This is a genomic window from Ilumatobacter sp. (assembly GCF_965215205.1).
Taxonomy (GTDB): Bacteria; Actinomycetota; Acidimicrobiia; order Acidimicrobiales; family Ilumatobacteraceae; genus Ilumatobacter_A.
This window is the reverse complement of sequence record NZ_OZ244049.1, coordinates 272,307-295,503: the sequence shown is the minus strand read 5'-3', so window position 1 is coordinate 295,503 and position 23,197 is coordinate 272,307. Positions and strand designations below refer to the sequence as shown.

Sequence of the window (23,197 nt, the reverse complement as noted above, 5' to 3'; positions counted from 1 at the left end):
TACTCGAATTCGAGACGTGCGCACGTGTCGTCGGCGTCTGACGGATTCGGTACTCGGATACGAGACGTGCGGGTCCGCAGGTGTCGTTCGCGTCTGACGGATTCGATACGTGCGTTGGCGACCGATCTTCGTCGAGGGGAGGTCGTCAGAGCATCGAGCGGGAGGTGGAGGAGATCGTGGTGGGTTCGAGCTCGAAGCTCGCCCAGCGGCGACCGGCGTCCAGCGCTGCGTCGATCGTCTCCATGAACGCTGCCCCGTCGTCGCCCAGGTAGTGACGTGCGGCGTCCGCGATGTGGTCGCGCTCGAAGTCGACCTCGACGACGGGACCCTCGAGGGTCACGTAGCGGACACGGGGCAACGCCTGCTCGTGGACGCACAGGCTCGCCCGGCCGGTGGCGCGCAGCGAGGCGGTCTTGGCCGACGTGGTCGGGCTCTGGAACAGCGCACGCCCCTCGGCCCACCGGAACCAGATCGGCGTCCCCATCGCCCGCCCCGACGCCAGGCGCACCGACAGCACCCCGTCGCGCGGCGACGACAGGAACTCGTCGATCTCGTCGTCGGGCATCGTGCTCATCGCGACGCCCCTGGATCGACGCTCACGGCAGCGACACGATGCGCACGGTGCCGGTCGATCCGTCGATCTCGATCGTGGCGCCGTCGGGGATGCGGTCGGTCGCGTCGTGCACCGACACGGCGCACGGCAGCCCGAGCTCGCGACACACGATCGCCGCGTGGCTCGCCACCGCCCCGACGTTGACCACGACGCCCTCGGCGGCGAGGAACAGCGGCACCCACGACGGGTCGGTCGTCGGCGCCACCATGATGTCGCCGGGACCGAAGTCGCCGGGATCGGAGGGGTCGAGGACCACGCGCGCCACGCCGGTCGCGGTGCCGGGGGCGCCCATCGCTCCCTGCAGCACGTCGCCGGCAGACGCCGACTCGGCCTTCCTGCCGCCCCGTGGCCCCCACGACGAGATCGGCGGGACGCCTCCCTCGCGATGGCCGACGATGTAGGGCGGTTCGACGGTGTGCAGGTGCGCGAACGCCGCATCGCGCTCGCGCACCGTGCCCATCATCGATGCCGGGTCCTCGAGGAACGCGTCGAGCTCGTCGTCGGTCACCATGAACACCTGCTGGGCGTCGTCGAGGTGGCCCTCGTCCACCAGGCGGCGCCCGACCTCCATCAGCGCGAGCTTGGCCTCGTGGATCAGGCGGATGCACGCGTTCTTCCCCTTCTCGCGCGCCGAGTAGAAGACGCCCGCGGAGCGGATGCCGGCCTGCAGACCACCGTGGGCCTCGTCGTCTCCCTCGACCATCGCCAGCAGCTCGGCGGTCAGCGACTCGCGCTCGGCGACGGCGCGCTCGTGGGCCTCGGTCGGTGACTTGTCGTCGGACTGGTGGCGCATCCGCTCGAGCATCCCCAGCGGCATCGACGGCTGGGTCGTCCACGAGTGGGGTCGCAGGTCCCACTCGTTGGGGCCGCGGTGCCCGTGAGTCGCGATCAGCTCGTCCCACGCCTCGAGGAACGACCGCGCGCCGGCGTCGTCGGAGCCGCGCAGCCGATCGAGGAGCCCGTCCACGCCGGCGTCGAACTCACCGCTGAGGTGCTCGGACTCGCGCACGGTCCGCGACATCGCCCACATCGCGCGCGGCGCGTCCGCGGACTCGATGTCGCCCACCGCCGCCATCACCTTGACCGCGTCGGGGCCGCGCCCGATCGCCGCCGAGATCGCCTGCACCGCACCCGGTCCGAGGGACGATCCCAGCGCCGACTGGCAGTACACGGTCCACGCGTCCTCGAGCAGCGCACCGGCGACGTGGCGAGCCCGGTCGACCAGCGCGGTGTTCGACATCGCCGACAGGTCGGGACGATCGCGCACGACCTGGATCGAGGTGCGCGACGAGTCGTCCTGGGCGGGGAACGACTCGGTGCTCATCGCCCACCCCATCGTCTCGGCGAGCTTCGCGCTCTGCGCCTCGTCCTCGTCGTCGGGGTGCGCCTGGTACGGCGGCACCCCCGGGTGGTCACCGAAGTAGGCGTCGTCGATCGCCTCCGGGCTCGCCCCGGGCATCCGCGCCCCCATCGTGCGCGGCAGCGAGAGCTGGTTGTAGAAGTAGCCGCCCCAGTTGCCGAACACCTCGGGAGGGTCGACCGCGAACTCCTCGGGCTCGAGCACCCCGAACGCGACGAACCCGTTCGCGACACCCGGGATGCACCCGGTCATCCACGCCAGGCTCCACCCGAGGGGGCTGAACGGCTCCGGACCGACCTCGTCGGCGTTGGCGCGCGTGTAGTACGGGAAGCGGGTGCTGAGCTCGGTGTCGGTAATCCACCGGTCCATCGGATCCGTCGGCCCGGCGCTCTCGGTCTCGGCGCCGTCGTGGGCCGTCGTGGTGGTGTCGTCCATCCTGCTCCCCCTGGTCCGTCGGCTCCCCTTCGTCGTCGGGGAGGTCCAGCGGCGAAGCTGGATCGGCGATGATTCTCGCCCCCGCCACGGCCCGCCGACGAGGTGGAGACCGGCCGGCGCCGGGCGCACCACGAGAGGACGACATGACCGCCGCAACCGATCCCGACTACGTGGACAGCTACGAGGACGTCTCGATGTTCACGCTCTCCGACGAGCGCGAGCGCGAGCTGCTCGATCGGCAGACCGAGTGCACCTTCATGTGGACGACCTCGACCGGCGACCCCGTCGGGGTGATCATGAACTACGTGTTCCACGACGACGTGTTCTGGCTGACGTGCACCCGCCGCCGCAAGCGCGTCCCGGCGATCGAGGCTCGACCGCGCGCGGCGGTGGCGATCTCCAGCCGCGGCACCGACATCGGCACGAGCCAGTCGGTGACGTACAAGGGCGACACCGAGGTGCTGGACGACGACGAGACGACCGGGTGGTTCTACCCGGCCCTCGCCGCCCGCGTCCGCCCCGGCGACGAGGCCGCCCAGGCCGCGTTCGTCGACCACCTCGACAGCCCCGGGCGCGTCGTGATCCGCCTCTCCCCCGACGCGCGGATCGGGTTCGACTCCGAGCGGATGTTCGCCGGCTCCCCCGCCGGCGGGACGAAGACGAAGGTCTGAGGACGCTCGTGGACGACGCACTCGTCGAACGGATCCGCTCGGACATGGAGTACGAGTTCGCTCGGACGGCACCGCCCGAGGGCTTCCCCGCGTTCCACGACATCCCCACGGCGCGCCACACCACCGAGGAGTTCCACCGCATCGAGGCCGAGCACCTCTGGCCGCGCACCTGGGTCATCGCAGGCCGGGCCGAGCAGATCCCCGACCCGGGGGACTTCTTCACCTTCGACGACCTCGGCGTCCCGCTGCTCGTGGTGCGCGGGACCGACGGCGAGGTGAACTGCTTCTACAACACCTGCCAGCACCGAGGCGCCCCCGTGGTGCGCGGGACGACCGGGTCGTCGCGCCGGCTGCGGTGCCAGTACCACTCGTGGACCTACGAGATCGACGGCGGCACCCTCGTGTCCGTCCCCGACGAGCGCGACTTCGTCGGCCTCGACCTCACCGAGCGGTGCCTCCCGCGAGCGCGCTGCGACACCTACGCCGGCTTCGTGTTCGTCAACCGCGACCTCGACGCGCCGGATCTGTCGGATTGGATCGGCCCGGCCCGCGAGATGCTCGACCCGTTCGACGGCGGAGCGCTGCGCGAGGTGTACCGCGAGTCGCGGGTCATCCCGTGCAACTGGAAGGTCACCGCGGAGGCGTTCCTCGAGGTGTACCACTTCCGCCACATCCACTCCCACGACGGGGTGAGCGTGCTCGACAACCGCGGAGCGGCGATGGGCCTCTACCCGAACGGGCACAGCCGGATGATCACCCCCTACTCGAAGCAGAACGTGGACCGGTCGGGGATGGGTTCGTGGGACGACTGGGAGCACCTCGACACCGCGCCGATGCCCGCGATCGGCGGCGTGCCGGCGATGGTCGACTGCACCAGCACCGCGGTGAGCCTGTTCCCGAACGTCATCATCCCGCTCGGGCGGATCGGGTTCCCGATCAACGTGTTTTGGCCGATCGACGCCGGCACGACGCGCCTCGACTGGATCTACTACGCGCCCCCGCCGGACGGCGCCGACCGGTTCGATCCCGACGACCTCCCCGACCACTGGCGGACGCGCCGCGCGGCCTACGACCAGATCATGGCCGAGGACGAGATGAACATGGGCCCGATGCAGTCGTCGATGGAGTCGCCGGCGCTGACCGGGATGCCGATCAACTACCAGGAGCGGCGGATCTGGCACCTGCACGAGCAGATCGACCGCATCATCGGCGTGGAGAACATCCCCGCCGAGATGCGCGTCGAGCAGCTCCTCGAGCCGTACGTCGAGCGTTGAGCGGTCGGCTCAGGCCTCCGCGGCCTGAGCTGCGATCGCCTCGTCGGTGAACTCGCGGAACTTCGCGGTGTCGAACGCGACGACGAGCCGCGCGTCGGTCTCGACGATCACCCGGTGCGGCGAGTCGAGGAACTCCGCGAAGTTCTGGCGGTACACGTCGTCGGGCTCCCGATCGAGCCGCGACAAGGTCCGGTAGAACCACCCCTTGAGCTCGTCGAAGCCGTCGTCGCCGGGAGCGTGGACGACCGAGTCCCCCTTGAACGTCGCCGTCCTGCCGCCGCTGTTGATCACGATCGCCGACTGGGGGCGCGCCCGCAGCGCCGGGACGCGCTTGCGGCGCTCGGCGCAGGTGGTGAAGAACCTCCCGTCACGGTGCACGAACGCGACGACGACCCCCACGGGGTACCCCTCGCGGGTCGTCCAGTTGAAGACGCACTCGCCTCCGGCGTCGAGCAGCTCGGCGAGCGCGTCGTCGTCGAGGCGCATCGTGGTCAGGTCCTCGTAGTCGACCTGCCGTTCGACGTGCTGGTCGTCGCTCATGATCTCTCCTCGTCTCGGTCGGTCGGCGGTGCCACCGCCCGGGTCGCGATCGCCGGCGTGGCCCGCGCAGCCATCTTGGCGAGCGGCGGGCGGGGCCGTCGCAGCGGAGCGGACCCGCGGTGACCGCGCCGGGGGGTGGCGACGCCGTCGCGGCGTCGTGCGATGGCCCACCGGGGTCGCCACGGACCCCGTCGGAGCGCGATCATGGGCCCCATGACCGAAACGATCACCGGGACCGATCGATCGGCGGGCATCAGCTACGCCGAGCTGCTCGCCGAGGACTCCCACCCCGTCTCCGACATCCTGCGCTGCGAGTCGCGCATCGGCGTGCCCGAGGGCAACACCCGCATCCCGGCCTGGTACTACACCTCCCCGGAGTTCCACGCGCTCGAGGTCGAGAAGCTGTGGAGCCGGGTGTGGCAGCTCGCCTGCCTCGAGGACGAGATCCGCGAGGTCGGTGACTACCACGTCTACGAGGTCGCCGACATGTCGTTCCTGATCGTGCGCACCGAGGACGGGATCAAGGCGTACCGCAACGCCTGCCTGCACCGTGGTCGCCTGCTGCGCGACACCGACGGCAAGGGGGCGCGCAACATCCGCTGCGCCTTCCACGGGTGGGCGTGGAACCTGGATGGTTCGATGAAGGAGATCCCCTGCGAATGGGACTTCCCGAGCGTGCGCAAGGAGGACCACGCGCTCCCCGAGGCGCTCGTGGGCACGTGGCAGGGGTTCGTGTTCCTCAACCCCGATCGCGACGCCGGGCCGCTGGCCGACTTCCTCGGCGACCTCGGTGCCCACTTCGAGCGGTGCTCGTTCGACAAGCGCTACAAGGCCGCCCACGTCTCGAAGATCATGCGGGTGAACTGGAAGGCGTGCCAGGAGGCGTTCATGGAGAGCTACCACGTGGTCGCGACCCATCCGACGCTGATGGAGGACCTCGGCGACGCGAACACCCGCTACGACACCTGGGAGACGCACTCGCGGGCGATCTCGCCCCACGCCGTGGAGAGCCCCCACCTCGAGGGGATGACCCACTACGAGCGCCTCGCGGACGGCAAGCAGTTCGCGCGCTACCGGCACCCGATGAACGGCCACGTCTACGAGCGCGTCGAGCAGGGCCGGGTGAGGGTGATCGACCTCGACGGCCACGAGAGCCACTTCGACGAGCACGCCACCTGGATCGACGGCCCGGTGCGCCAGGCGGATCCGCACCTGTGCACGTGGATCGGCGGGCCGACCCCCGAGGAGGTGCTCGACGCGCCGCTGATGGTCCCGGTCCCGCCCGAGGGCGTCGACACCGTGCCCGCCGTTCGTGCGTGGATCGCCGACCAGCGCCGCGACGCCGCACGGGCGTCGGTGGGTGGCGTGGTCGACCCCGAGGAGTTCAGCGACGCCGAGATGATCGACGCGATGTTCTACTCGGTGTTCCCCAACTGGTCGCCGTGGGGGGTCTTCAACCAGCTCTTCTACCGGTGGCGCCCGCACGGGAACGACCCCGACGAGTGCGTGTTCGAGGTGATGATGTTCCCGATCGCGCCCGATCCCGACAACAAGCCGGAGCCGGCGTCGGTGACCCACCTCGGGCCCGACGACGACTGGACGATGGCCCCCGAGCTGGGCGCGGTGGCGAAGATCTTCCAGCAGGACTCGATCAACCTCCCGCACGTGCAGCGCGGCCTCAAGGCCCAGGAGCGCCAGGAGGTGGTGTTCGCCAACTACAACGAGACGAAGATCCGCCACTTCTGGGAGTTGATGCACCGCTGGCTCGAGATCGGCGAGACGAACGTGTCGCTCACCCCCCGCCCCTCCCCGGGCGACTGACCCGCGCCCGGACGCGACTCGCCCCGCTCCCGGTCGCGGAGCGGTGCGGCAACCCCACGAGATCGCGACCAGCCCGGGGCGCGAACGGACCGGGTGCGGCGCGACCGACCTCTGGTCGCGCATCCGTGCGGGATGCGCACCCGCTCGCGACCAGACCGGGCCACGAACGGATCGGGTGCGGGACGGCTCGGCCGGACGGCCCGGGCGCGGGCAGCGCGGCGAGGCGGGCGGGTCAGCGGGGGACGGTGGACCAGGGGCCGGAGTCGGCGCGTGGCTCCCGCGGGAGGCCGAGGACGCGCTCGCCGACGATGTTGCGCTGGATCTCGTCGGAACCGCCGGCGATGCGGTACCCCGGAGCGCCGAGCAGGTGGTCGTTCCACTCGTAGGTGCCCCACTCGCCGGTGTCGGCCGCGAGGCGCGGGCCGAGGATCTCGGCGAGCAGGTCGCTGATCTCGTTCATCCCCTCGGTCCACAGCAGCTTGCCGAGCGATCCCTCGGGGCCCGGCGTCCCCGAGCGAGCGAGGTCGGCGGCGCGGCGGTTGGTGTACGACTCGACGCGACCGTGGATGTACACCTGCGCGAGCTTGTCGCGCATCACCGGGTCGTCGGCGACCCCCATCTCGCGCGCCGTGGCGAGGAGCTGCTTCCACGAGCCGCCCGACGCGCTGCCCTCGGCACCCGACTCGGAGTGGTCGCGCTCGAAGCTGAGGGTGGTGGTCGCGACCTTCCACCCGTCACCGACCTCGCCGATCCGCAGGTCGTCCGACACCCGGACGTCGTTGAAGAACACCTCGCAGAACGACGTTCCGCCGCTCATCTGCTGGATCGGGCGCACCTCGACCCCCTCGGCGTCGAGGGGCAGCATGAACGCGGTCATCCCCTCGTGCTTGACCACCTCGGGATCGGTGCGCGCGATCAGCTCGCCGTACTGGCTGAACTGCGCCCCCGAGCTCCACACCTTCTGCCCGTTGACGACCCACTCGTCGCCGTCGCGGACCGCCCGGCAGCTCAACCCGGCGAGATCGGATCCCGACCCCGGCTCGCTGAACAGCTGGCAGCACAGGATCTCGGCCGCCCGGAGCGGAGCGACGAAGCGCTCCTTGAGCGAGTCGCTCCCGAGCAGGCGGATGGTCGACGCGACGAGGTTGGTCGTCACCCCGAGCAGCTCGTGGCGGCCGGGTGAGCGGTACTGGCGCTCGACGCGGCCGAGGGCGCGGGCGTGCTTGCGGCTCAGCCCGAGGCCGCCGTACTCGACGGGCCAGTCGACGGCGTGGTAGCCCCGGGTCGCCTTGAGCTGGATCCACTCCGCGATCCGCCCGATGTGATCGCGCTCGTCCTCGAAGCTCATGTCGCTGAACACGGACACGTCGAAGTCGCCCTCGCCCCAGACGAGCTCGGACCCCTGCGGCGGGCGTGGCTCCGCGTTCTCGTCGAACCAGCGACGGACCTGCTCGGTGAACTCCTCGACGCCGATGTCGGGGTCGACGGTCGGCGCGGCGGCACCGCTCGTCGAGCCGGTGTCGGTCGGGCGCTCTCGGGTGTCGGTCATCGGATCTACCTCGTCGAGTTCGGGGGTCGGTGGTTCGTCGGTCGGCCGGTCAGGTCGTCGCGAGCTCGTCGAGCTCGCCGGCCAGCCACGCGTCGCGCAGGCGACGCTTGTTGATCTTGCCCATGGTGTTGCGCTGGAGGTCGGTCACCACGTGGTACCCGCGCGGGCACTTGTAGTGCGACAGCCGTTCGCGCAGCCACGCGGACAGCTCGTCGGGATCCGGGGGGTCGGTGGGATCCTCGGCGAGCACCAGCGCGATCAGCGTCTCGCCCATGTCGGGGTGCGGGACGCCGATGCACGCGACGTCGGCGACGCCGCGGTGGTCGATCAGCGTCTGCTCGGCCTCGGCCGGGTAGATGTTGACGCCGCCGGAGACGACCATGTCGCTGGAGCGGTCGGTGATGTAGACGAAGTCGTCGTCGTCCATGTACCCGACCTCGCCGAGGGTGAACAGGCCCGGCTCGGGGTTGGAGGCGGCGGTCTTCTCGGCGTCGTTCGGGTAGACGATCCCGCGGCCGGTCGCGTCGCGGAAGTAGAGCTGGCCCTCGGTGCGGCGCGGGACCTCGACGAGGTCGTCGTCGAGCACGACCGCCGTGAACGGCTCGATGCTGCGACCGACCGAGCCGGGGTGCTCGAGCCACTCCTCGCTCGTGATCGAGCAGACCGTGCCGACCTCGCTCGCCCCGTACGCGTCGCGGAACACCGGCCCGAACCAGTCGATCATCGCGGCCTTCACCTCCACCGGGCACTTCGCCCCGGTGTGCGCGACGAGTCGCATCGAGCTGACGTCGTAGCGCTCCCTGACCTCGCCGGGGAGCGCGAGCATGCGCACGAAGTGGGTCGGCACCATCACCGTGGACTCGGTCCGGTACCGCTCGATCGCGGCGAGCGTCGCCTCGGCGTCGAACTTCGACAGGATCACCGACGGGACGCCGGCGCACAGCAGTCGCATGCCCGACAGCGGGCCGGTGTGGTACATCGGCCCGACCACCAGGTGGGTCCCGAAGCCGGAGAACCCGCCCTGGGCCAGGCGCTCGAGGTGCTCGGTCATGTCGACCCCGCCGGCGAACATCGTGGGGGGCAGCTCGGTCCCCTTCGGACGGCCCGTCGTTCCCGAGGTGTACAGCAGGTTCGGTCGCGGAACGATCGTCTCGGGCGGGTCGGTGGTCGCCCCGCCCTCGAGCCACTCGGCCCAGTCGGTCACCCCGTCGACCTCCGCGCAGCGCCACCCGATCACCGTGCCCACGCCCGCCTCACGGGCCGCGGCGACCCCGCGCTCGGCGGTGTCGGGGCCGACGAAGACGATCCCGCTCTCCGAGTCCTCGAGGATGTACGCCGCCTCCGGCGCGGTGAGGTGGAAGTTCACCGGCACCGACGACGCTCCGGCGAGGAGGCCGCCGAGGTGGGCGAGCGCCGTCTCGGCGGCGTTCTCGGCGTAGACGGCGATCCGGTGGCGATCGCCGAGCGAACCCGCCTCGATCTCGTCGATCAGCAGGTTCGCGCAGCGGTTCAGCGCGTCGCCGACCTCGGCCCAGGTCATCTCGCGCCCGTCGTCGACGAGGGCGAACCCGGTCGGGTCCTCGGCGGCGCGCTCGGTGGCGAAGCGGGGCATCAGGGCCCGATCCGCCGCTGGTTCGCGGGGCGGTCGAAGGAGCCCGGGCGGAACCTCGAGGCGTCGAGCCCCATCGAGTCGGGGACGTGCTCGCTGGTGTCGCCGTGGTGGACGCACACCCGGTGCGAGATCCGCCACTCGCCGTCGCGGCACTCGTAGGTGTCGAGGTAGCGACCGTAGAAGGTGTCGAGGCGCCGCTCGTCGGCCACGAACAGGCGGGCGATCGCGTGCATCTCGCCACGGGCACGCACGCCGTCGTCGTCGATCTCGACCCGGTGGTTCTCGGTCCCGTGCATCGTCCAGCTCCAGCGGTCGTGGGACCCCACGACCCGCTCGCAGAACTCCCACGCGTTCCCGACGAACACCCCGTGGTCGTCGGTGGCGTCGGGCCAGTACGCCGAGCGCATCACCTCGACGTCGAGTCGGTCGACGCCGTAGGAGTAGCGACGGGCGGCCTCGCGGCACGCCTCGATCGCGAGCAGGCTCTCGATGGTCGGGGTCCGGTTCGCCAGGGCGTCGCTCGTCGTTCGCTCCACGGTGCGCGACGTTACCGAACGACCTTTCGGTTTCTCCCACCGTCCCCGGCGGAACCGGGCGGTCGCCGATCGCCCGCTCCGCCCCGGCCGCTCGGGGCCCGGTCGGACAGACTCCTCCCGTGGACTTCGACCTCTCCCAGACCGACCACCTGCTCACCACCACCCGTGCGGTGCGCAAGCGGCTCGACCTCGCCCGCCCCGTGCCGCGGGAGCTGATCCTCGACTGCGTCCGGATCTCCACCCAGGCGCCGGCGGGCGGGAACCACCAGCGCTGGCGGTGGCTGATCGTCGACGACCCCGAGCTCAAGGGGGTCGTGGCGGATGCCTACCGCCGCTCGTACGCGCCCTACATCGAGGCGCAGCGCGCCGCGGTCGCCGAGGCGGGGAACTCGGCCGAGTCGAACCCGATCATCGATTCGAGCACCCACCTCGCGGAGGTGCTCCACGACGTCCCGGTGCTGGCCATCCCGTGCGCGCTCGGCGCGCCACCGCCGGTCGCGAGCGACGGCGCGAGCGAGGGGTGGTGGGGGTCGCTGCTCCCGGCCGTGTGGAGCTACTGCCTCGCCGCCCGCTCGCGCGGGCTGGGAACCGCGTGGACCACCCTCCACCTCCCCTTCGCCGACGAGGTCGCCGGTGCGCTCGGCATCCCCGACACCGTCACCCAGCTGGCGTGCATCCCCACGGCGTTCCACACGGGCGACGACTTCCGCCCGGCCCGGCGACGGGCCGCCGAGGAGGTCACGTACTGGAACGCGTGGAAGGCGACCGACGCGGGGTCGTGACCCGGTCGCCGGCCACGTCGGCCGGCACCCACCGGCTCAGCCGAGACCGTCCGCGTCGACGATTCACGATCGCACGTGCCAGGATCTCCCCGTTCATCTCGGTCGGGGGACCGGGGCGGAACCGTGGCCTCCGATCCCGGCGGCTCGGCGATGGGAGATGGGGGACACCATGACCGTTCGACGATCGAGGAGGCCGCTCGGCCGGTTCGTGGGCACGTGCGTCGTCGCCGCGACGCTCGCCGCCGCGTGCGGGAGCGACGGAGACGCCGCCGACGGCGACGATCCCGCGGATCCGCCGACCACGTCCGAGGCGAGCACGACGGGGTCGTCCGAGACCGGCTCGGCGCCGGGGTCGAGCGCCGACGCGGGTGGCGCGCCGCCGCCCGGCTCCGGCTCGACCGCCGCCGACGAACCCACCGGCACGGCCGCCGGATCCGGGTCCGGAGCGCCGGTGGAGGAGCCGACCGGCGAGCCGCTGCGGATCGGTGTGCAGAACCCGGAGGGCGATCCCAACGGCTCGTTCCCCGAGGCATCGCTCGCGATCCAGGCGGCGGCCGACTACATCAACGCCGAGCTCGGCGGCGTCGGGGGCCGACCGGTCGAGATCGAGCTGTGCAAGACCGTCATCAGCCCGGACGACTCGCAGCGGTGCGCGAACGAGCTCTCCGCGTCGGGCGTCGACCTGGTCATCTCGACGATCAACTTCTTCGGCAACCACTTCTCGATCTACCAGGGCTCGGAGATCCCGGTCATCGTCGGCACGCCGGTGACGATCGCGGACTTCACGTCCGAGGGCGTGTACTCGATCGGCGCCGGTGGCGGCTGCCTCGGCTTCCACACCGGGTTGGTGCAGGTCGCGACCGACGAGATCGAGGAGCTCGAGGGGATCACGGTCGACCGGGTCGGCGTTCCGTGGGCCGACACCCCGCCCGGTGTGGTCTGCTACAACGACCTCGAGGCCAAGCCGCTCGACGTCATCGCCGGCAACGAGCCGGGTGACTCCGAGCGGGCCGGCGAGAAGCCCGAGCTGAGCTACGTCGGCGTGCCCGTCGCGCCGGCGGCGCCCGACGTGTCGCCCCAGGTCACCGAGGTGCTCGACTTCGACCCCGATGTGATCATCTTCTCCGCCCAGGCCGCCGACTGCTGGAACCTCGTCGACGGGCTCGGACGCCTCGGCTGGACGCCGGACGCGACCCCGCTGATCCTCGCTCCGTCGTGCCTGGACTTCTCCGCGCTGCGCGCCGCCGGCGACCTGGCGAACGGCATCTACATCCTGGGGACCCGCAACGGCCTGCTCGCCTCGCTCGACGGGCTGGAGGGCCAGCACCTCGACGACGCGTCGACCTACCAGACGAAGGCGCCCGAGTACGGGGTCCCCGACGACCTGGTGTTCACCGGCTTCGCGTCCGCCGGCTTCGCCGCCATGATGAACATCTGGGACCAGGCGTCCACGATCGAGGGCGAGGTGACGGGTCGGGCGATCGCCGACGCCCTCGCCGCCTCGGACGGTTCCCGGCCGTCGTTCGGCAGCTCGCCGCTCGACTGCGCCGGCGCTCCCGAGCCCTACATCGCCGTGTGCGGCTCCGCGATCTCCCTCACCCGCTGGACCGGCGACGAGCTCGAGATCGTGATCGACGAGCTCAACGCGATCGACCTGGTCGCCGGGACGGAGCTGCGACCGGGCTGATCCGCTCGGCCGGGCGGCGGCCGCCCTCGCGGCGGGTGTCAGTCGCCGCGAGCGACCGAGGGGTCCCCGTCGGTCCAGGTGACGACGATCCGCCGGAACGCGATCCGCCATCCGTCCTCGGTGCGCACGAGCTCGTCCTCGTAGCCGCCGGCGACGATGTAGTTCGGGCCGCGCAGGGCGTCACGGCGCACGTGCTGGGCCTGCAGGTAGCAGCGGTGCACGGCGGTGTCACCGTCGACGGTCACCTCGTGGTTGCCCACCAGGTGCTGGCTGGCGTCGAGGCGACCCAGAGCGTCGCCGACCCGCGCCTTGATCGCGTCACGCCCCTCCAGCACGTGCCCCGACAGCAGATCGGCGCGCGCACCCGGGACGAACACCTCGTCGAGCAGGTCCCAGTCCCTCGTGTCGAGCGCGCGGCAGTACCGGTGCGCCACCGCCACGACGTCGCGCTCGTCGAGCAGGGCGCGCACCGTCGCGTCGCCGACCGAGGGGGGCGAGCCCGGTGCCGTGCTCACACCAGCGTCCAGCCGCCGTCGACGGTGAGGTTCTGGCCGATCACGTAGCTCGCCGCGTCGCTCACCAGGAAGAGCACGGCGTGGGCGATGTCGTCGGGGGTGCCGCGCCGACCGATCGGCACGTTCGCCGAACGCTGCTTCATCAGCGGACCCATCAGGCCCGTCGTCGAGGAGTCGGCGGGCCAGAAGTGCTCGATCTCGCCGGCGTGCATCCGATCCAGCGTCGGGGTGGGCACCACCCCGGGGCTCACGGCGTTGACCCGGATCGAGTGGGGCGCCAGGTCGACGGCGAGGCTGCGCGTGAAGTGGATCGCCGCCGCCTTGGCGGAGTCGTAGCCCGTCCCCAGGCACGGGAGCACCCCGTCGACCGAGGCGATGTTGACGATCGACCCGCCGCCGCCCTGCGACACCATCCGGGTCGCGACCGGCTTGGAGCAGTGGAAGAGCCCGGCGAGGTTGACGTCGACCGACCGGTGCCACGACTCGACGCTCTGGTCGAGGATGCTCCCCGCCTCGTGGAACGACCCGGCGTTGTTGACCAGCACGTCGATCCGCTCACCGACCGTCGACAGGACGCGGGCGCACGCCTCGGGATCGGTCACGTCCATCTCCGCCGCCTCGCCGCCGATGTCATCGGCCACGCGCTCGGCTCCGACGAGGTCGACGTCCGCGACCACCACGTGCGCTCCCGCCGCGGTGAGGGTGCGTGCGATGCCCTCGCCGATCCCGGTGGCCGCACCCGTGACCACCGCCGTCCGTCCCGACAGGTCGAGCAGTGCGCTGATCGCGTCGTCCATCGTGGTGACCGTAGGGACGCGGCGCCACGACGGCAGAACCGGAGCGAACCGCCCGCCGTGCGCCGTGGGCGATCCGCGATCGCGGATCCGGCGTGCGTCGCAGCGCTCCGCATCGACGCCGCCGCACCGGTACGGTCGCGGCGATGATCGGGCCCCCGGTGCAGATCGCCTACGCGGTCGACGACGTCGACGCGGCGGCGTCGCGCTGGGTCGCCGACGGGATCGGTCCGTTCTTCGTGATCGACCACGTCGAGCTGAGCTGGGCACGGATCCGCGGCCGCCGCGCCGAGTTCGACCACTCCTCCGCCTACGCGCGGTGGGGCGGGGTCATGGTCGAGCTGATCCACCAGCACGACGGCGGTGTCGACCCGGTCGTGCCCGTCGCCGGGATCCACCACGTCGCCCACTTCGTCGACGACCTCGCCGACGCGGCACGTGCCCTGGTCGAGGGCGGGCACCCCGAGGTCCTCGCGGCCGAGACGACCGGAGGGACGACGTTCGCGTTCCACGACTCGATCGCCGAGCACGGCCACCTCACCGAGATCTACGAGCGCTCCGACGCCCTCGCCCGGTTCTACGCGATGGTCCGCGACGCAGCGGACGGCTGGAGCGGAGACGCCCCGATCCGACGGCTCTGAGCCGACACCGTCGGGCGTCGAACGGGTCAGGTCGTGCGGCCCGCCTCGTGGATCTGGCGGTTCGACCCGCTGTTGAACCGGTTCGGGACCATCCCCGAGCTCGTCTGGCCGGCGTCCACCACGAGGGTGTGGCCGGTGACGTAGCGCGACTCGTCCGACGCGAGGTACAGGGCGGCGTTCGCGATGTCCTCGGGGAAGCCGGCGTAGCCGAGTGGCGACGTCGACGCGATCCGCGTGCCGGCGTTGTCGATGTCGGACGCGTCCCCCATCACCGAGGCGGTCATCGTGGTCACCGTGTTGCCCGGCGAGATCGCGTTCACCCGGATCCCGTGCGGGGCCAGCTCGTTCGCCGTCGACTTCGTCAGCCCGATGACCCCGTGCTTCGCCGCGGTGTACGCGTGCGGTCCGAGCCCGCCCATCACCCCCGCCGTGCTGGAGGTGTTGACGATCGCACCCGAGCCCTGCTCGAGCATCACGCGCGCGGCGTGCTTCACGCCCAGGAAGACGCCGCGCAGCAGGATCGAGATCGTGTTGTCCCACGCCTCGGTCGGCATCTGCGCGATCGAGCCGACCGCCCCGACGATGCCCGCGTTGTTGAACATCACGTCGAGGCTGCCGAACTCGGACACCGCGGTCTCGACCGCCGCGGCCACGTCGTCCTCGACCGTCACGTCGCAGTGCGCGAAGCGCGCCGAGTCGCCGAGCTCGTCGACGAGGGCGCGGCCGGCGTCGTCCTGCAGGTCGGCGACCACCACGAGCGCGCCCTCGCGCACGAACGTCCGCGCCGTCCCCGCGCCGATGCCGCTGGCCGCGCCGGTGATCACGCACACCCGACCCGCGAGCCGCCCCCGTGCGGCCTCGTCGTCGCGGTCGTCTCGATGGTCGTCGGTCATGTGATGAACTCCTGTGATCCGTGGTCGAAGATGGCGTCCTGGATGCGCTCGACCACGTTGGTCCACAGCGTCATCGCCCGGGGGCTCGAGGTGTCGAGGGACCCCACCGCGAACACCGGGATCACCCAGCCGTAGATCACCGCGAGGCGGTAGTCCTGGAAGAACCGCTCGAAGGGGTACCCCTCCACCCCGTTCGCCTCGAGGGTGTCGTGGTACCGGTGCAGCAGGTCGTCCTCGTGGGTGCGGCGGTCCTCGATCGACAGGTTCTGCCCGAGGAAGTACCCGACGTCGGCGGCGCCCCCGCCGATGCTGATCGACTGCCAGTCGATGACGACCACCGAGCCGTCGCCGGAGTCGTCGAAGAAGAGGTTGTCGGCGCGGTAGTCGAAGTGCACGAGGGTGTGCGCCATGTCGGCGAAGCGATCGAGCATGCGCGGGTGGTTGGCGCCGTAGGCCTCGGCGACCGGGACCATCTCGGGGAGGAGCGCGTCGCCGAACACCTGCACGAAGCCGGGCAGCGACGCCTCGTAGATCGACTGGCCGGCCTTGTTCAGCGGGCCGTTGATCGTGGGGATGAACGCGGCGTCGGCGAGCCCCGCGCGATCCCAGAACCGGGCGTGGTGCCGGGCGAGCCCGACGAGCGCGGACTCGGCGTGCTCGGGCGTCACGCCGGCGAGCTGGTCGCCGAGCGTCAGGCCCTCGAGGTCCTCGAGGAGCAGGAGGTACTCCTCCTCGGCCGGGTCGTCGCCGGTCTCGCAGGTCACGTGGTACGTGATCGGCGTGCGCACCGGCGTGCTCGCCGCGAGGTGCTCGTAGAAGCGGTGCTCGCGCTCGAACACCCGCGTCGGGTGCATCATCGCACGGATCTCGGGGACCCGGGTCGCGAACTTCGCGACCATCCTGGTGGGCGCGTCGCCGGCATCACCGTCGTAGGTCACCCCGATGCGCGCGACCTCGCCCATGAAGCCGACGCCGGCCTCGCCGGGGTCGGCCGAGACGGTCGCGACCGACACGTCGGCGCCGATCGTGCCCGACCCACGCAGCGCCTGGGTCGCCCACTCGGCGCTCAGCTCGGACGCGGTCGTCGGGGTGCGCACCTCGGTCATCGGCCCGAAGCTAACGAAGCGGTCACGGCCCGACGGCAGCGGGACCGCGAGCTCGCGAGCCGCCGGCGGACGTCGACGGACCGGCGGCGCGGGCGACGATCAGCGCGTCCGCAGGCGTCCGGCGTCGGGCTCGTCGCCGCCGCTGTCGTCGCGACCGGCGAGCTCGACGACGGCCACCCCGTCGCTCTCGCTCACGCGGTGGCACGCAACGCCCTCCCACGCCGGCGGACCCGAGTGCGACCCGTCGCGCACGTCGAACGACGCGCCGTGCAGCGGGCACGTGAGCGAGTACCCGCGCAGGCGACCCTCGCTCAGCGGGGTGTCGGCGTGGGAGCAGTTGTCGGTCAGCGCGTACAGCTCGCCCTCGACGCGGCACACGACGATCCCCTCGCGCCCGATGTCCTCGAACTCGCGCATCTCGCCGTCGTCGAGGTCGGACAGATCGCCGAGCTCGATCGGGTCGGACCCCTCAGACATCGACCGGACCCATCGCGATGTGGCGATCGATGGTGTCGTGGAACCACTTGATCCGCCGCTCCTGCCACGGCATGTACTCGCCACGGAACCCGCGCGAGCGCAGGCCCTGCTGCTGGGTCGACCAGATCGCCACGTCCTGGTCGATGCCCGGACCGCACGACACCTCGCCGGCGATGCCGGCGCGGTGCTCGACCTGGTGGTCGACGGACACCCACTCGCGCATCGAGTTCGACCAGTACTCCTTCGACCCCTCGGGGAAGAGCGTCAGGTACCACATGTCGAACACGCACCGCTGGGGGTCGGTGGGGTGCGGGCTGGACCGCAGCCAGATGCACCCGTCGGGCTTCATGCTGAACGAGATGTTCGGGAAGACGGTGTAGTGGTAGTTGTCGGTGAGCTGCTCGTCGGAGTAGTTCGAGAAGTCGTAGCCCTTCTCCGCTCCGAGTCGCCGCTTCGCCTCCTGCAGGGCGACGCGCAGCCCGCTCGGGTCCTCGCGGTGGGGCTCGGGGTCGACCTCCCAGAACTCGAGGTCGGGGCCGAGGCTCTTCAGGGTGCGATCGGACGACCCCGCGTAGCGCGGGCCGGGGCCACCCCCGGGCATCAGCATCCGAGCGTGGCCCGACGGGTAGAGGTCGAACTGGCAGCCGCTGTGGTGCTCGTCCATCACGGGGAGCGTCTGCGGGTGGACGTAGGGCAGGTGGTAGCTCTCGTTGAAGTTGTCCTGGACGCACTTCCAGTTGAAGTCGCCCTCGACGGTCACCCAGTGGGTCCGCTTCATGTCCTCCATCCGGTACGGATCGAGGTGCTCGGCGACCGGGTCGAGCCACTTGCGCAGCGGAGCGGCGTCGGGATCCATGTTGAACCAGATGAACCCGCCCCACGTGTCGGACGGGACCTCGGCGAGGTTTCGCTTCCCGCACGGGCTGCCCTGGGGGAAGTCGTCCTCGTCGTACACCCAGTTGAGCGTCCCGTCCGTGGCGAAGCGCCACCCGTGGTACGCGCACTGGAACTCACCCGACGCGAGCGAGCCCGACTCGGCCGTGACCAGGCGGTTGCCCCGGTGCTGGCACACGTTGAAGAACACGCGCACCCGCTGGTCGTCGCCGCGGACCGCGATCATCGAGTCCCGGCCGATCTCGTAGGTGACGTAGTCGCCGGGCTCGGGGATCTGGTCGACGCGCCCCGCCACCTGCCAGACGCGCGGCCACAGCCGATCGGCCTCGGCGCGAGCGAACTCGGGCGACCAGTAGCGATCCCCCGTGATCGGCGCGTCGGTCAGATCCGGTTCGGGCGCCTTGTCGCGCGAGGTGACGCGGACGGTGACGTCCGCTGGCTGGGCGGTGGGCTCGGTGAGCTCCCGATCGACGATGTCGGTCATTGTTCGACCCCTTGCCCGACTGTTGCGTCGGCTCGACTGGCTGCGTGGCGCCCGGGGATGTCCGGACGGGGCCTCGACCGGGCTCCGCTGAGGGACGAGGTCGGGCCCGAGGACTAACCTAACGGACGTTCAGCAAGTCGCTCCCGTCGGGGCGGCGATGCCCGACGACGCGCGACGACGGCCGACGATGATGGAGCGACGAATGCGACACAGATCCCCACTCCGCCGAGTCCGTCACCCGCGCCGTGGCGCGGGCGCGCTCGCCGGCTGCCCCTCGGCCGGGCCCCGACGATGATCCGCGGGGTCCACCACGTCGCGATGTCGACCCCCGATCTCGACCGGCTCGCCGCCTTCTACACCGACGTCGTGGGCTTCGAGCGGGTGATGGAGTCGTCGTGGGATCGCCGACCGCTCGTCGACCGGATGATCGGCCTGCACGACTCCGCCGCGCGCCAGGTGATGCTGCGCGCCGGCAACGCCTACGTCGAGATCTTCGAGTACTCGGCGCCGACGCCACGGCCGGCCGACCCCGAGCGGCCGCCGTCCGACCACGGCATCACCCACCTGTGCCTCGACGTCGTCGACATCGACGCCGAGTACGAGCGGCTGTCCGCGAACGGCATGAGCTTCCACAGCCCGCCACCGACCCCCGAGGAGATGGGCGGGTCGCCGCGACTGCGCGCGATCTACGCTCGCGACCCCGACGGGAACATCGTCGAGCTGCAGGAGATCCTCGATGCCGACGTCGAGTTCGCCCTCGAACGAGCCCCCATGATCGGAGCCGAGACGTGACCGACCAACTCACACCCGTGACCGTCGAGCCGGGCGCTGCCCGCTGCCCCGGACCGAGCACCCGCGACATCGTGCTCGGCGACTCGACGCCGACGCCCGCTCCCCTGCTCGAGGAGTCGTACGCCTTCGAGGGCGACGGCGACCTCCCCTACGAGGAGTTCACCTCGGCCGCCTACGCCCGAGCCGAGCACGACCACATGTGGTCGCGCACCTGGCAGTGGGCGTGCCGCGAGGAGCACATCCCCGAGCCCGGGGACTACCAGGTGTACGACATCGGCGATCGCTCCGCGGTGATCGTGCGCGGCCCCGACGGCGACATCAAGGCGTTCCACAACGCGTGCCTGCACCGCGGCACCCAGCTCAAGCCACCGGCGACGAACGGCTACAGCGCGAAGCTGCGCTGCCCGTTCCACGGCTGGACCTGGGACCTCGCCGGCGAGCTCGTCGACCTGCCCTGCGAGTGGGACTTCCCCCACGTCGAGCGCGACGAGTTCCGCCTCCCCGAGGTCCGCACCGGCACCTGGGGCGGGTTCGTGTTCGTCAACTTCGACGACGACGCCGAGCCGCTCGAGGACCACCTCGGCGTGCTGCCCGAGCACTTCGCCGACTGGGACCTCGGCGAGCGCTACGTCGAGGTGCACATCCGCAAGAAGCTGCCGGCCAACTGGAAGGCGTCGGCCGAGGCGTTCCTCGAGGCGTACCACATCCTCGAGACCCACAGCCAGAGCATCATGACCGCCGGCGACGCGAACGCCCAGTACGACGTGTTCGGCGACAACGTCACCCGCTTCATCCACACCACGGCCACGACGAGCCCCCACGTCCCCGCCGAGAAGCGACCCGACGAGCAGGAGCTGCTCGCGATGCTGATGGCGCGCAAGAACGCGGGCGACGAGGTGCCCGAGATCCCCGAGGGCGAGCGGGCCCGCGACGTGTACGCCCGCCACATGCAGGCGGTGCTCGGCCAGCAGTACGACAACGACTTCTCCGACCTCTCGGTGTCGGAGACGATCGACTCGATCGAGTACCACCTGTTCCCCAACGCGTTCTTCTTCCCGGGCCTCACGATCCCGCTCGTGTACCGGTTCCGCCCCGACGGACCCGACCCCGACCGCTGCCTGTACGAGGTGCTGTACCTGCGCCCCAAGCCGAAGACGGGGAAGGTGCCGCAGCCCGCCGAGCCGTTCGACCTCGACGTCGACGACACCTACACCTCGGTCCCGGGCCTGCCGACCTCGCTCGGCCAGGTGCTCGACCAGGACACCGCCAACCTGGCGGCGCAGACACGCGGCTTCAAGGCGAGCAAGAAGCGCGGCCAGACGCTCGGCAACTACCAGGAGGTGCGCGCCCGCCACTTCCAGTCGATGGTGCGCCGCTACATCACCGAGGGGCGCGCCGCATCGGGCGACACCGGTCCGTCCACGAACCCGTCCACCTCGTCCGACACGAACCAGGGAGCCCACGCGTGACCGACCCGATCGCCGACCTCAACCACCGCTACGCCGACGCCGTCGTGCACCGTGACGCCGACCAGTGGTCGGCCACGTGGGCCGACGACGCGGTGTGGGAGCTCGGCAAGGGCCGCCGCGTCGAGGGCCGCGACGCGATCCTCGAGCTGTGGAACTCGGCGATGGACGGGTTCAGCGCCGTCGTCCAGCAGGTCGTCAACGGGACCTCCGACCTCGACGAGGACGCCGGGACGGGGTCGGGCCGGTGGCACATCAGCGAGCACTGGAAGCGCGCCGACGGATCGGTCGGGATCCTCCTCGCCCACTACGACGACACCTACACCCGCGCCGACGCGGGGTGGTGCTTCGCCAGCCGCGAGCTGACCGTCCACTACGGCGGCCCGCCCGACCTCTCCGCCGACTTCCACAACGCCTGGGGCTGAACCGCCGCATCACGGGTGAGGTCCGACCCCGGCTGCGATGCGCGTCCGACGGCGGATCACGACGGGGGACGGCGGGCGGACCAGCGGATGGCGTTCGACAGGACGCGGCGGTAGTTCGGGTCGGCGTAGGTCTGCGGACCGTCGCCGAACTGGACGTAGGCGATGCGCGACGGCCCCTCCTCGCGGGTCCAGGCGACCAGGTCGCTCCCCGGCGGGTGGCTCCAGCCGGTGCGATCGCCCCGATGACCGCGGATCGCGCGGTCGGCGGAGTAGAAGCCGTCGTCGACGAAGCCGTGCGTGCTGCGCAGCACCGGGTGCACGTCGTGGGCCAGCACGGGGAACAGGTACAGCTCGTCGGTGATCGTGAACGACCCGTCCAACCCGGCGCTGATCGGGTGGGCGGGGTCGACGACCTCGACGGTGTGGGTGACGTCGTGGCGGTACCCCGAGTCGGGGTGCACGACCCCGTCGAGCGTCCCCGGCTGGTAGTGGAACCGCCCCCCGACGACGTGCGCGTAGCGCTCCCACGCCGGCCACCCGGCGATCGCGTGGTGCAGGAACACCATCGCCTGGCCCCGGCCGAGCATCGCCTCGAACGCCTCGGCGTACCCGTCGGGAGGCTCCGGGAACTCGGCGGGCGGGTCGCCGCCGGTGAAGCGGATGCCGGGCATGTCGTACATCACGAGCACGTCGTGGTCGCCCGCCGCCTCGGGACGCACCAGCTCGAGGGCGTCGGGGTGCTCGACGTGGACCCACTCGACGCCGACCATCGCATCGAACACGGCGAAGAACGGCTCCGCCTCGAAGGGGTGCCCCTTCGTGACCACGGCCACGCGCAGCGGTTCGTGGTCGGTCTCGGCGGCCATCTCGCGACCGTAGCGATGCCGCGGTGACGGGCCCCGCCCGGAGACGCGCGACCATCGGTGCATGTCCGACGACGACGTCCTCCTGGTCGACGACCCGCGCCCGCGGGTCCGGCGCCTCACCCTCAACCGCCCCGACAAGCGCAACGCCCTGAACGACGCTCTGCGCGGGGCCCTGTTCGACGAGCTGCGCCGTGCCGATCGCGACCGCGACGTGTCGGTGATCGTGATCCGCGGCGCCGGGCCGTGCTTCTCGGCCGGCTACGACCTCGGATCGCCGAACCACGACGTGGAGCGGGCGATCTCGAAGGCAGACGGGTGGTGGAGCCGCCACGTGGTGAACAACTGGTTCGAGATGTGGGACATGCCCACGCCGATCATCGGCCAGGTGCACGGGTGGTGCCTGGCGGGCGGGACCGAGCTCGCGGCGGCGTGCGACCTCGTCTACGTCGCCGAGGACGCCCAGGTCGGGTACCCGCCGGTGCGGCTGATGTCGCCGCCCGACATGCAGTGGCAGACGTGGCTGATGGGGATGCGCCGGGGGATGGAGGCCCTGCTCACCGGGGACGCGATGAGCGGGATCGATGCGGTCGCCGCCGGCATGGCGAACCGCGCCCATCCCGCCGACGAGCTCGACGACGCCGTCCTCGCCGTCGCGGAGCGCGTCGCGAAGATCCCGATCGAGCTGCTCGCGCTGAACAAGCGCGCCGCGCACCGTGCGATGGAGGCGATGGGGATCCGCGACGGGATCCGTGCGACCGCGGACATCCAGGCCCTCGGCTTCCACCAACCCCCCTCGATCGAGTACCTCAAGTCGTTCGGCGAGGTCGGGGTGTCCCAGGCGCTGAGCGCCCGCGACGAGCAGTTCAGCGACTACCGGGAGCGCAGGGGCGAGGCGGTGGCCGCGGATCGGCCGGACGCCGACTCCGATCGCGACGGCTCCGGATCGACTGCGTAGGGTGACGAG

Annotated in this window: 23 protein-coding genes; 10 read left to right on the top strand and 13 right to left on the bottom strand. The window is 71.3% G+C overall.

Translation table 11 applies throughout. The annotated features are described in order from the left end of the window. Window positions 1–145: 145 nt before the first annotated feature. Window positions 146–574 carry a pyridoxamine 5'-phosphate oxidase family protein gene (locus ACOOHC_RS01580; protein ID WP_420452260.1) on the bottom strand — a complete coding sequence of 143 codons (429 nt, stop codon included), beginning with the start codon at window positions 572–574 and terminating at the stop codon, window positions 146–148. A gap of 22 nt (window positions 575–596) precedes the next feature. Further along, entirely contained in the window at window positions 597–2,408 is a 1,812-nt protein-coding gene (locus ACOOHC_RS01575; protein WP_420452259.1) for a PEP-utilizing enzyme, read from the bottom strand. 143 nt (window positions 2,409–2,551) lie between these two features. On the opposite strand from ACOOHC_RS01575, the gene ACOOHC_RS01570 reads away from it, so the two are divergent. Continuing rightward, window positions 2,552–3,079, top strand: a complete 528-nt coding sequence (locus tag ACOOHC_RS01570; protein WP_420452258.1) for a pyridoxamine 5'-phosphate oxidase family protein — start codon at window positions 2,552–2,554, stop codon at window positions 3,077–3,079. Window positions 3,080–3,087: 8 nt separating this feature from the next. Continuing rightward, window positions 3,088–4,353: an aromatic ring-hydroxylating oxygenase subunit alpha gene (locus ACOOHC_RS01565; protein ID WP_420452257.1), complete on the top strand. Its 1,266-nt coding sequence runs from the start codon at window positions 3,088–3,090 to the stop codon at window positions 4,351–4,353. Between the two features lie 9 nt (window positions 4,354–4,362). Here ACOOHC_RS01565 and ACOOHC_RS01560 read toward each other — a convergent pair whose 3' ends face one another. After that, on the bottom strand, window positions 4,363–4,893 hold the full coding sequence (locus ACOOHC_RS01560) for a hypothetical protein (protein WP_420452256.1): 531 nt from the start codon (window positions 4,891–4,893) through the stop codon (window positions 4,363–4,365). A 213-nt stretch (window positions 4,894–5,106) separates the two neighbouring features. Here ACOOHC_RS01560 and ACOOHC_RS01555 point away from each other — a divergent pair, with 213 nt between their 5' ends. Further along, window positions 5,107–6,714, top strand: coding sequence for an aromatic ring-hydroxylating oxygenase subunit alpha (locus ACOOHC_RS01555; RefSeq protein WP_420452255.1), 1,608 nt, complete (start codon window positions 5,107–5,109; stop codon window positions 6,712–6,714). A gap of 232 nt (window positions 6,715–6,946) precedes the next feature. Here ACOOHC_RS01555 and ACOOHC_RS01550 read toward each other — a convergent pair whose 3' ends face one another. The 3 genes from ACOOHC_RS01550 to ACOOHC_RS01540 are packed head-to-tail and all read right to left on the bottom strand — an operon-like array spanning window position 6,947 to window position 10,411. Then, window positions 6,947–8,263: an acyl-CoA dehydrogenase family protein gene (locus tag ACOOHC_RS01550; RefSeq protein ID WP_420452254.1), complete on the bottom strand. Its 1,317-nt coding sequence runs from the start codon at window positions 8,261–8,263 to the stop codon at window positions 6,947–6,949. Window positions 8,264–8,312: 49 nt separating this feature from the next. Beyond that, entirely contained in the window at window positions 8,313–9,875 is a 1,563-nt protein-coding gene (locus ACOOHC_RS01545; RefSeq protein ID WP_420452253.1) for an AMP-binding protein, read from the bottom strand. Beyond that, window positions 9,875–10,411, bottom strand: a complete 537-nt coding sequence (locus ACOOHC_RS01540; protein WP_420452252.1) for a nuclear transport factor 2 family protein — start codon at window positions 10,409–10,411, stop codon at window positions 9,875–9,877. Before ACOOHC_RS01540 ends, ACOOHC_RS01545 begins: the two co-directional genes overlap by 1 nt. Window positions 10,412–10,530: 119 nt before the next feature. Here ACOOHC_RS01540 and ACOOHC_RS01535 point away from each other — a divergent pair, with 119 nt between their 5' ends. Continuing rightward, the gene (locus ACOOHC_RS01535) at window positions 10,531–11,193 is read left to right on the top strand and encodes a nitroreductase family protein (RefSeq protein WP_420452251.1); all 663 of its coding nucleotides are present in this window, start codon (window positions 10,531–10,533) and stop codon (window positions 11,191–11,193) included. 169 nt (window positions 11,194–11,362) lie between these two features. Then, window positions 11,363–12,880, top strand: a complete 1,518-nt coding sequence (locus tag ACOOHC_RS01530; protein ID WP_420452250.1) for an ABC transporter substrate-binding protein — start codon at window positions 11,363–11,365, stop codon at window positions 12,878–12,880. A 38-nt stretch (window positions 12,881–12,918) separates the two neighbouring features. Here ACOOHC_RS01530 and ACOOHC_RS01525 read toward each other — a convergent pair whose 3' ends face one another. Next, window positions 12,919–13,395, bottom strand: coding sequence for a nuclear transport factor 2 family protein (locus tag ACOOHC_RS01525; protein ID WP_420452249.1), 477 nt, complete (start codon window positions 13,393–13,395; stop codon window positions 12,919–12,921). Further along, window positions 13,392–14,192: an SDR family NAD(P)-dependent oxidoreductase gene (locus tag ACOOHC_RS01520; RefSeq protein ID WP_420452248.1), complete on the bottom strand. Its 801-nt coding sequence runs from the start codon at window positions 14,190–14,192 to the stop codon at window positions 13,392–13,394. The genes ACOOHC_RS01525 and ACOOHC_RS01520 overlap by 4 nt, the downstream gene beginning before the upstream one ends. 143 nt (window positions 14,193–14,335) lie before the next feature. Here ACOOHC_RS01520 and ACOOHC_RS01515 point away from each other — a divergent pair, with 143 nt between their 5' ends. Further along, window positions 14,336–14,830 (top strand): VOC family protein, encoded by a 495-nt coding sequence (locus ACOOHC_RS01515; protein ID WP_420452247.1) that lies wholly within the window; start codon window positions 14,336–14,338, stop codon window positions 14,828–14,830. A 26-nt stretch (window positions 14,831–14,856) separates the two neighbouring features. Here ACOOHC_RS01515 and ACOOHC_RS01510 read toward each other — a convergent pair whose 3' ends face one another. The 4 genes from ACOOHC_RS01510 to ACOOHC_RS01495 all read right to left on the bottom strand — a co-directional run bounded on the left by ACOOHC_RS01510 (window position 14,857) and on the right by ACOOHC_RS01495 (window position 18,684). Further along, on the bottom strand, window positions 14,857–15,723 hold the full coding sequence (locus tag ACOOHC_RS01510) for a glucose 1-dehydrogenase (protein WP_420452246.1): 867 nt from the start codon (window positions 15,721–15,723) through the stop codon (window positions 14,857–14,859). Further along, window positions 15,720–16,829: an oxidoreductase family protein gene (locus tag ACOOHC_RS01505; protein ID WP_420452245.1), complete on the bottom strand. Its 1,110-nt coding sequence runs from the start codon at window positions 16,827–16,829 to the stop codon at window positions 15,720–15,722. Before ACOOHC_RS01505 ends, ACOOHC_RS01510 begins: the two co-directional genes overlap by 4 nt. Window positions 16,830–16,928: 99 nt before the next feature. After that, entirely contained in the window at window positions 16,929–17,306 is a 378-nt protein-coding gene (locus tag ACOOHC_RS01500; RefSeq protein WP_420452244.1) for a Rieske (2Fe-2S) protein, read from the bottom strand. Continuing rightward, on the bottom strand, window positions 17,299–18,684 hold the full coding sequence (locus ACOOHC_RS01495) for an aromatic ring-hydroxylating oxygenase subunit alpha (protein ID WP_420452243.1): 1,386 nt from the start codon (window positions 18,682–18,684) through the stop codon (window positions 17,299–17,301). Before ACOOHC_RS01495 ends, ACOOHC_RS01500 begins: the two co-directional genes overlap by 8 nt. A 291-nt stretch (window positions 18,685–18,975) precedes the next feature. Here ACOOHC_RS01495 and ACOOHC_RS01490 point away from each other — a divergent pair, with 291 nt between their 5' ends. The 3 genes from ACOOHC_RS01490 to ACOOHC_RS01480 are packed head-to-tail and all read left to right on the top strand — an operon-like array spanning window position 18,976 to window position 21,367. Beyond that, window positions 18,976–19,476, top strand: a complete 501-nt coding sequence (locus ACOOHC_RS01490) for a VOC family protein (RefSeq protein WP_420452242.1) — start codon at window positions 18,976–18,978, stop codon at window positions 19,474–19,476. After that, on the top strand, window positions 19,473–20,945 hold the full coding sequence (locus ACOOHC_RS01485; protein WP_420452241.1) for an aromatic ring-hydroxylating dioxygenase subunit alpha: 1,473 nt from the start codon (window positions 19,473–19,475) through the stop codon (window positions 20,943–20,945). Before ACOOHC_RS01490 ends, ACOOHC_RS01485 begins: the two co-directional genes overlap by 4 nt. After that, window positions 20,942–21,367 (top strand): nuclear transport factor 2 family protein, encoded by a 426-nt coding sequence (locus tag ACOOHC_RS01480; protein ID WP_420452240.1) that lies wholly within the window; start codon window positions 20,942–20,944, stop codon window positions 21,365–21,367. The genes ACOOHC_RS01485 and ACOOHC_RS01480 overlap by 4 nt, the downstream gene beginning before the upstream one ends. 56 nt (window positions 21,368–21,423) lie before the next feature. Here ACOOHC_RS01480 and ACOOHC_RS01475 read toward each other — a convergent pair whose 3' ends face one another. Beyond that, window positions 21,424–22,233, bottom strand: a complete 810-nt coding sequence (locus ACOOHC_RS01475; protein ID WP_420452239.1) for a ThuA domain-containing protein — start codon at window positions 22,231–22,233, stop codon at window positions 21,424–21,426. Between the two features lie 61 nt (window positions 22,234–22,294). On the opposite strand from ACOOHC_RS01475, the gene ACOOHC_RS01470 reads away from it, so the two are divergent. Then, on the top strand, window positions 22,295–23,188 hold the full coding sequence (locus tag ACOOHC_RS01470) for an enoyl-CoA hydratase-related protein (RefSeq protein ID WP_420452238.1): 894 nt from the start codon (window positions 22,295–22,297) through the stop codon (window positions 23,186–23,188). Window positions 23,189–23,197 lie beyond the last annotated feature (9 nt).

Coding starts and splice junctions, on each gene's coding strand:
- ACOOHC_RS01470 (WP_420452238.1), top strand. CDS start 22,295: ATGTCCGACGACGACGTCCTCCTGGTCGACGACCCGCGCCCGCGGGTC.
- ACOOHC_RS01530 (WP_420452250.1), top strand. CDS start 11,363: ATGACCGTTCGACGATCGAGGAGGCCGCTCGGCCGGTTCGTGGGCACG.
- ACOOHC_RS01555 (WP_420452255.1), top strand. CDS start 5,107: ATGACCGAAACGATCACCGGGACCGATCGATCGGCGGGCATCAGCTAC.
- ACOOHC_RS01580 (WP_420452260.1), bottom strand. CDS start 574: ATGAGCACGATGCCCGACGACGAGATCGACGAGTTCCTGTCGTCGCCG.
- ACOOHC_RS01510 (WP_420452246.1), bottom strand. CDS start 15,723: ATGACCGACGACCATCGAGACGACCGCGACGACGAGGCCGCACGGGGG.
- ACOOHC_RS01545 (WP_420452253.1), bottom strand. CDS start 9,875: ATGCCCCGCTTCGCCACCGAGCGCGCCGCCGAGGACCCGACCGGGTTC.
- ACOOHC_RS01475 (WP_420452239.1), bottom strand. CDS start 22,233: ATGGCCGCCGAGACCGACCACGAACCGCTGCGCGTGGCCGTGGTCACG.
- ACOOHC_RS01570 (WP_420452258.1), top strand. CDS start 2,552: ATGACCGCCGCAACCGATCCCGACTACGTGGACAGCTACGAGGACGTC.
- ACOOHC_RS01495 (WP_420452243.1), bottom strand. CDS start 18,684: ATGACCGACATCGTCGATCGGGAGCTCACCGAGCCCACCGCCCAGCCA.
- ACOOHC_RS01520 (WP_420452248.1), bottom strand. CDS start 14,192: ATGGACGACGCGATCAGCGCACTGCTCGACCTGTCGGGACGGACGGCG.
- ACOOHC_RS01550 (WP_420452254.1), bottom strand. CDS start 8,263: ATGACCGACACCCGAGAGCGCCCGACCGACACCGGCTCGACGAGCGGT.
- ACOOHC_RS01505 (WP_420452245.1), bottom strand. CDS start 16,829: ATGACCGAGGTGCGCACCCCGACGACCGCGTCCGAGCTGAGCGCCGAG.
- ACOOHC_RS01490 (WP_420452242.1), top strand. CDS start 18,976: ATGATCCGCGGGGTCCACCACGTCGCGATGTCGACCCCCGATCTCGAC.
- ACOOHC_RS01575 (WP_420452259.1), bottom strand. CDS start 2,408: ATGGACGACACCACCACGACGGCCCACGACGGCGCCGAGACCGAGAGC.
- ACOOHC_RS01515 (WP_420452247.1), top strand. CDS start 14,336: ATGATCGGGCCCCCGGTGCAGATCGCCTACGCGGTCGACGACGTCGAC.
- ACOOHC_RS01500 (WP_420452244.1), bottom strand. CDS start 17,306: ATGTCTGAGGGGTCCGACCCGATCGAGCTCGGCGATCTGTCCGACCTC.
- ACOOHC_RS01560 (WP_420452256.1), bottom strand. CDS start 4,893: ATGAGCGACGACCAGCACGTCGAACGGCAGGTCGACTACGAGGACCTG.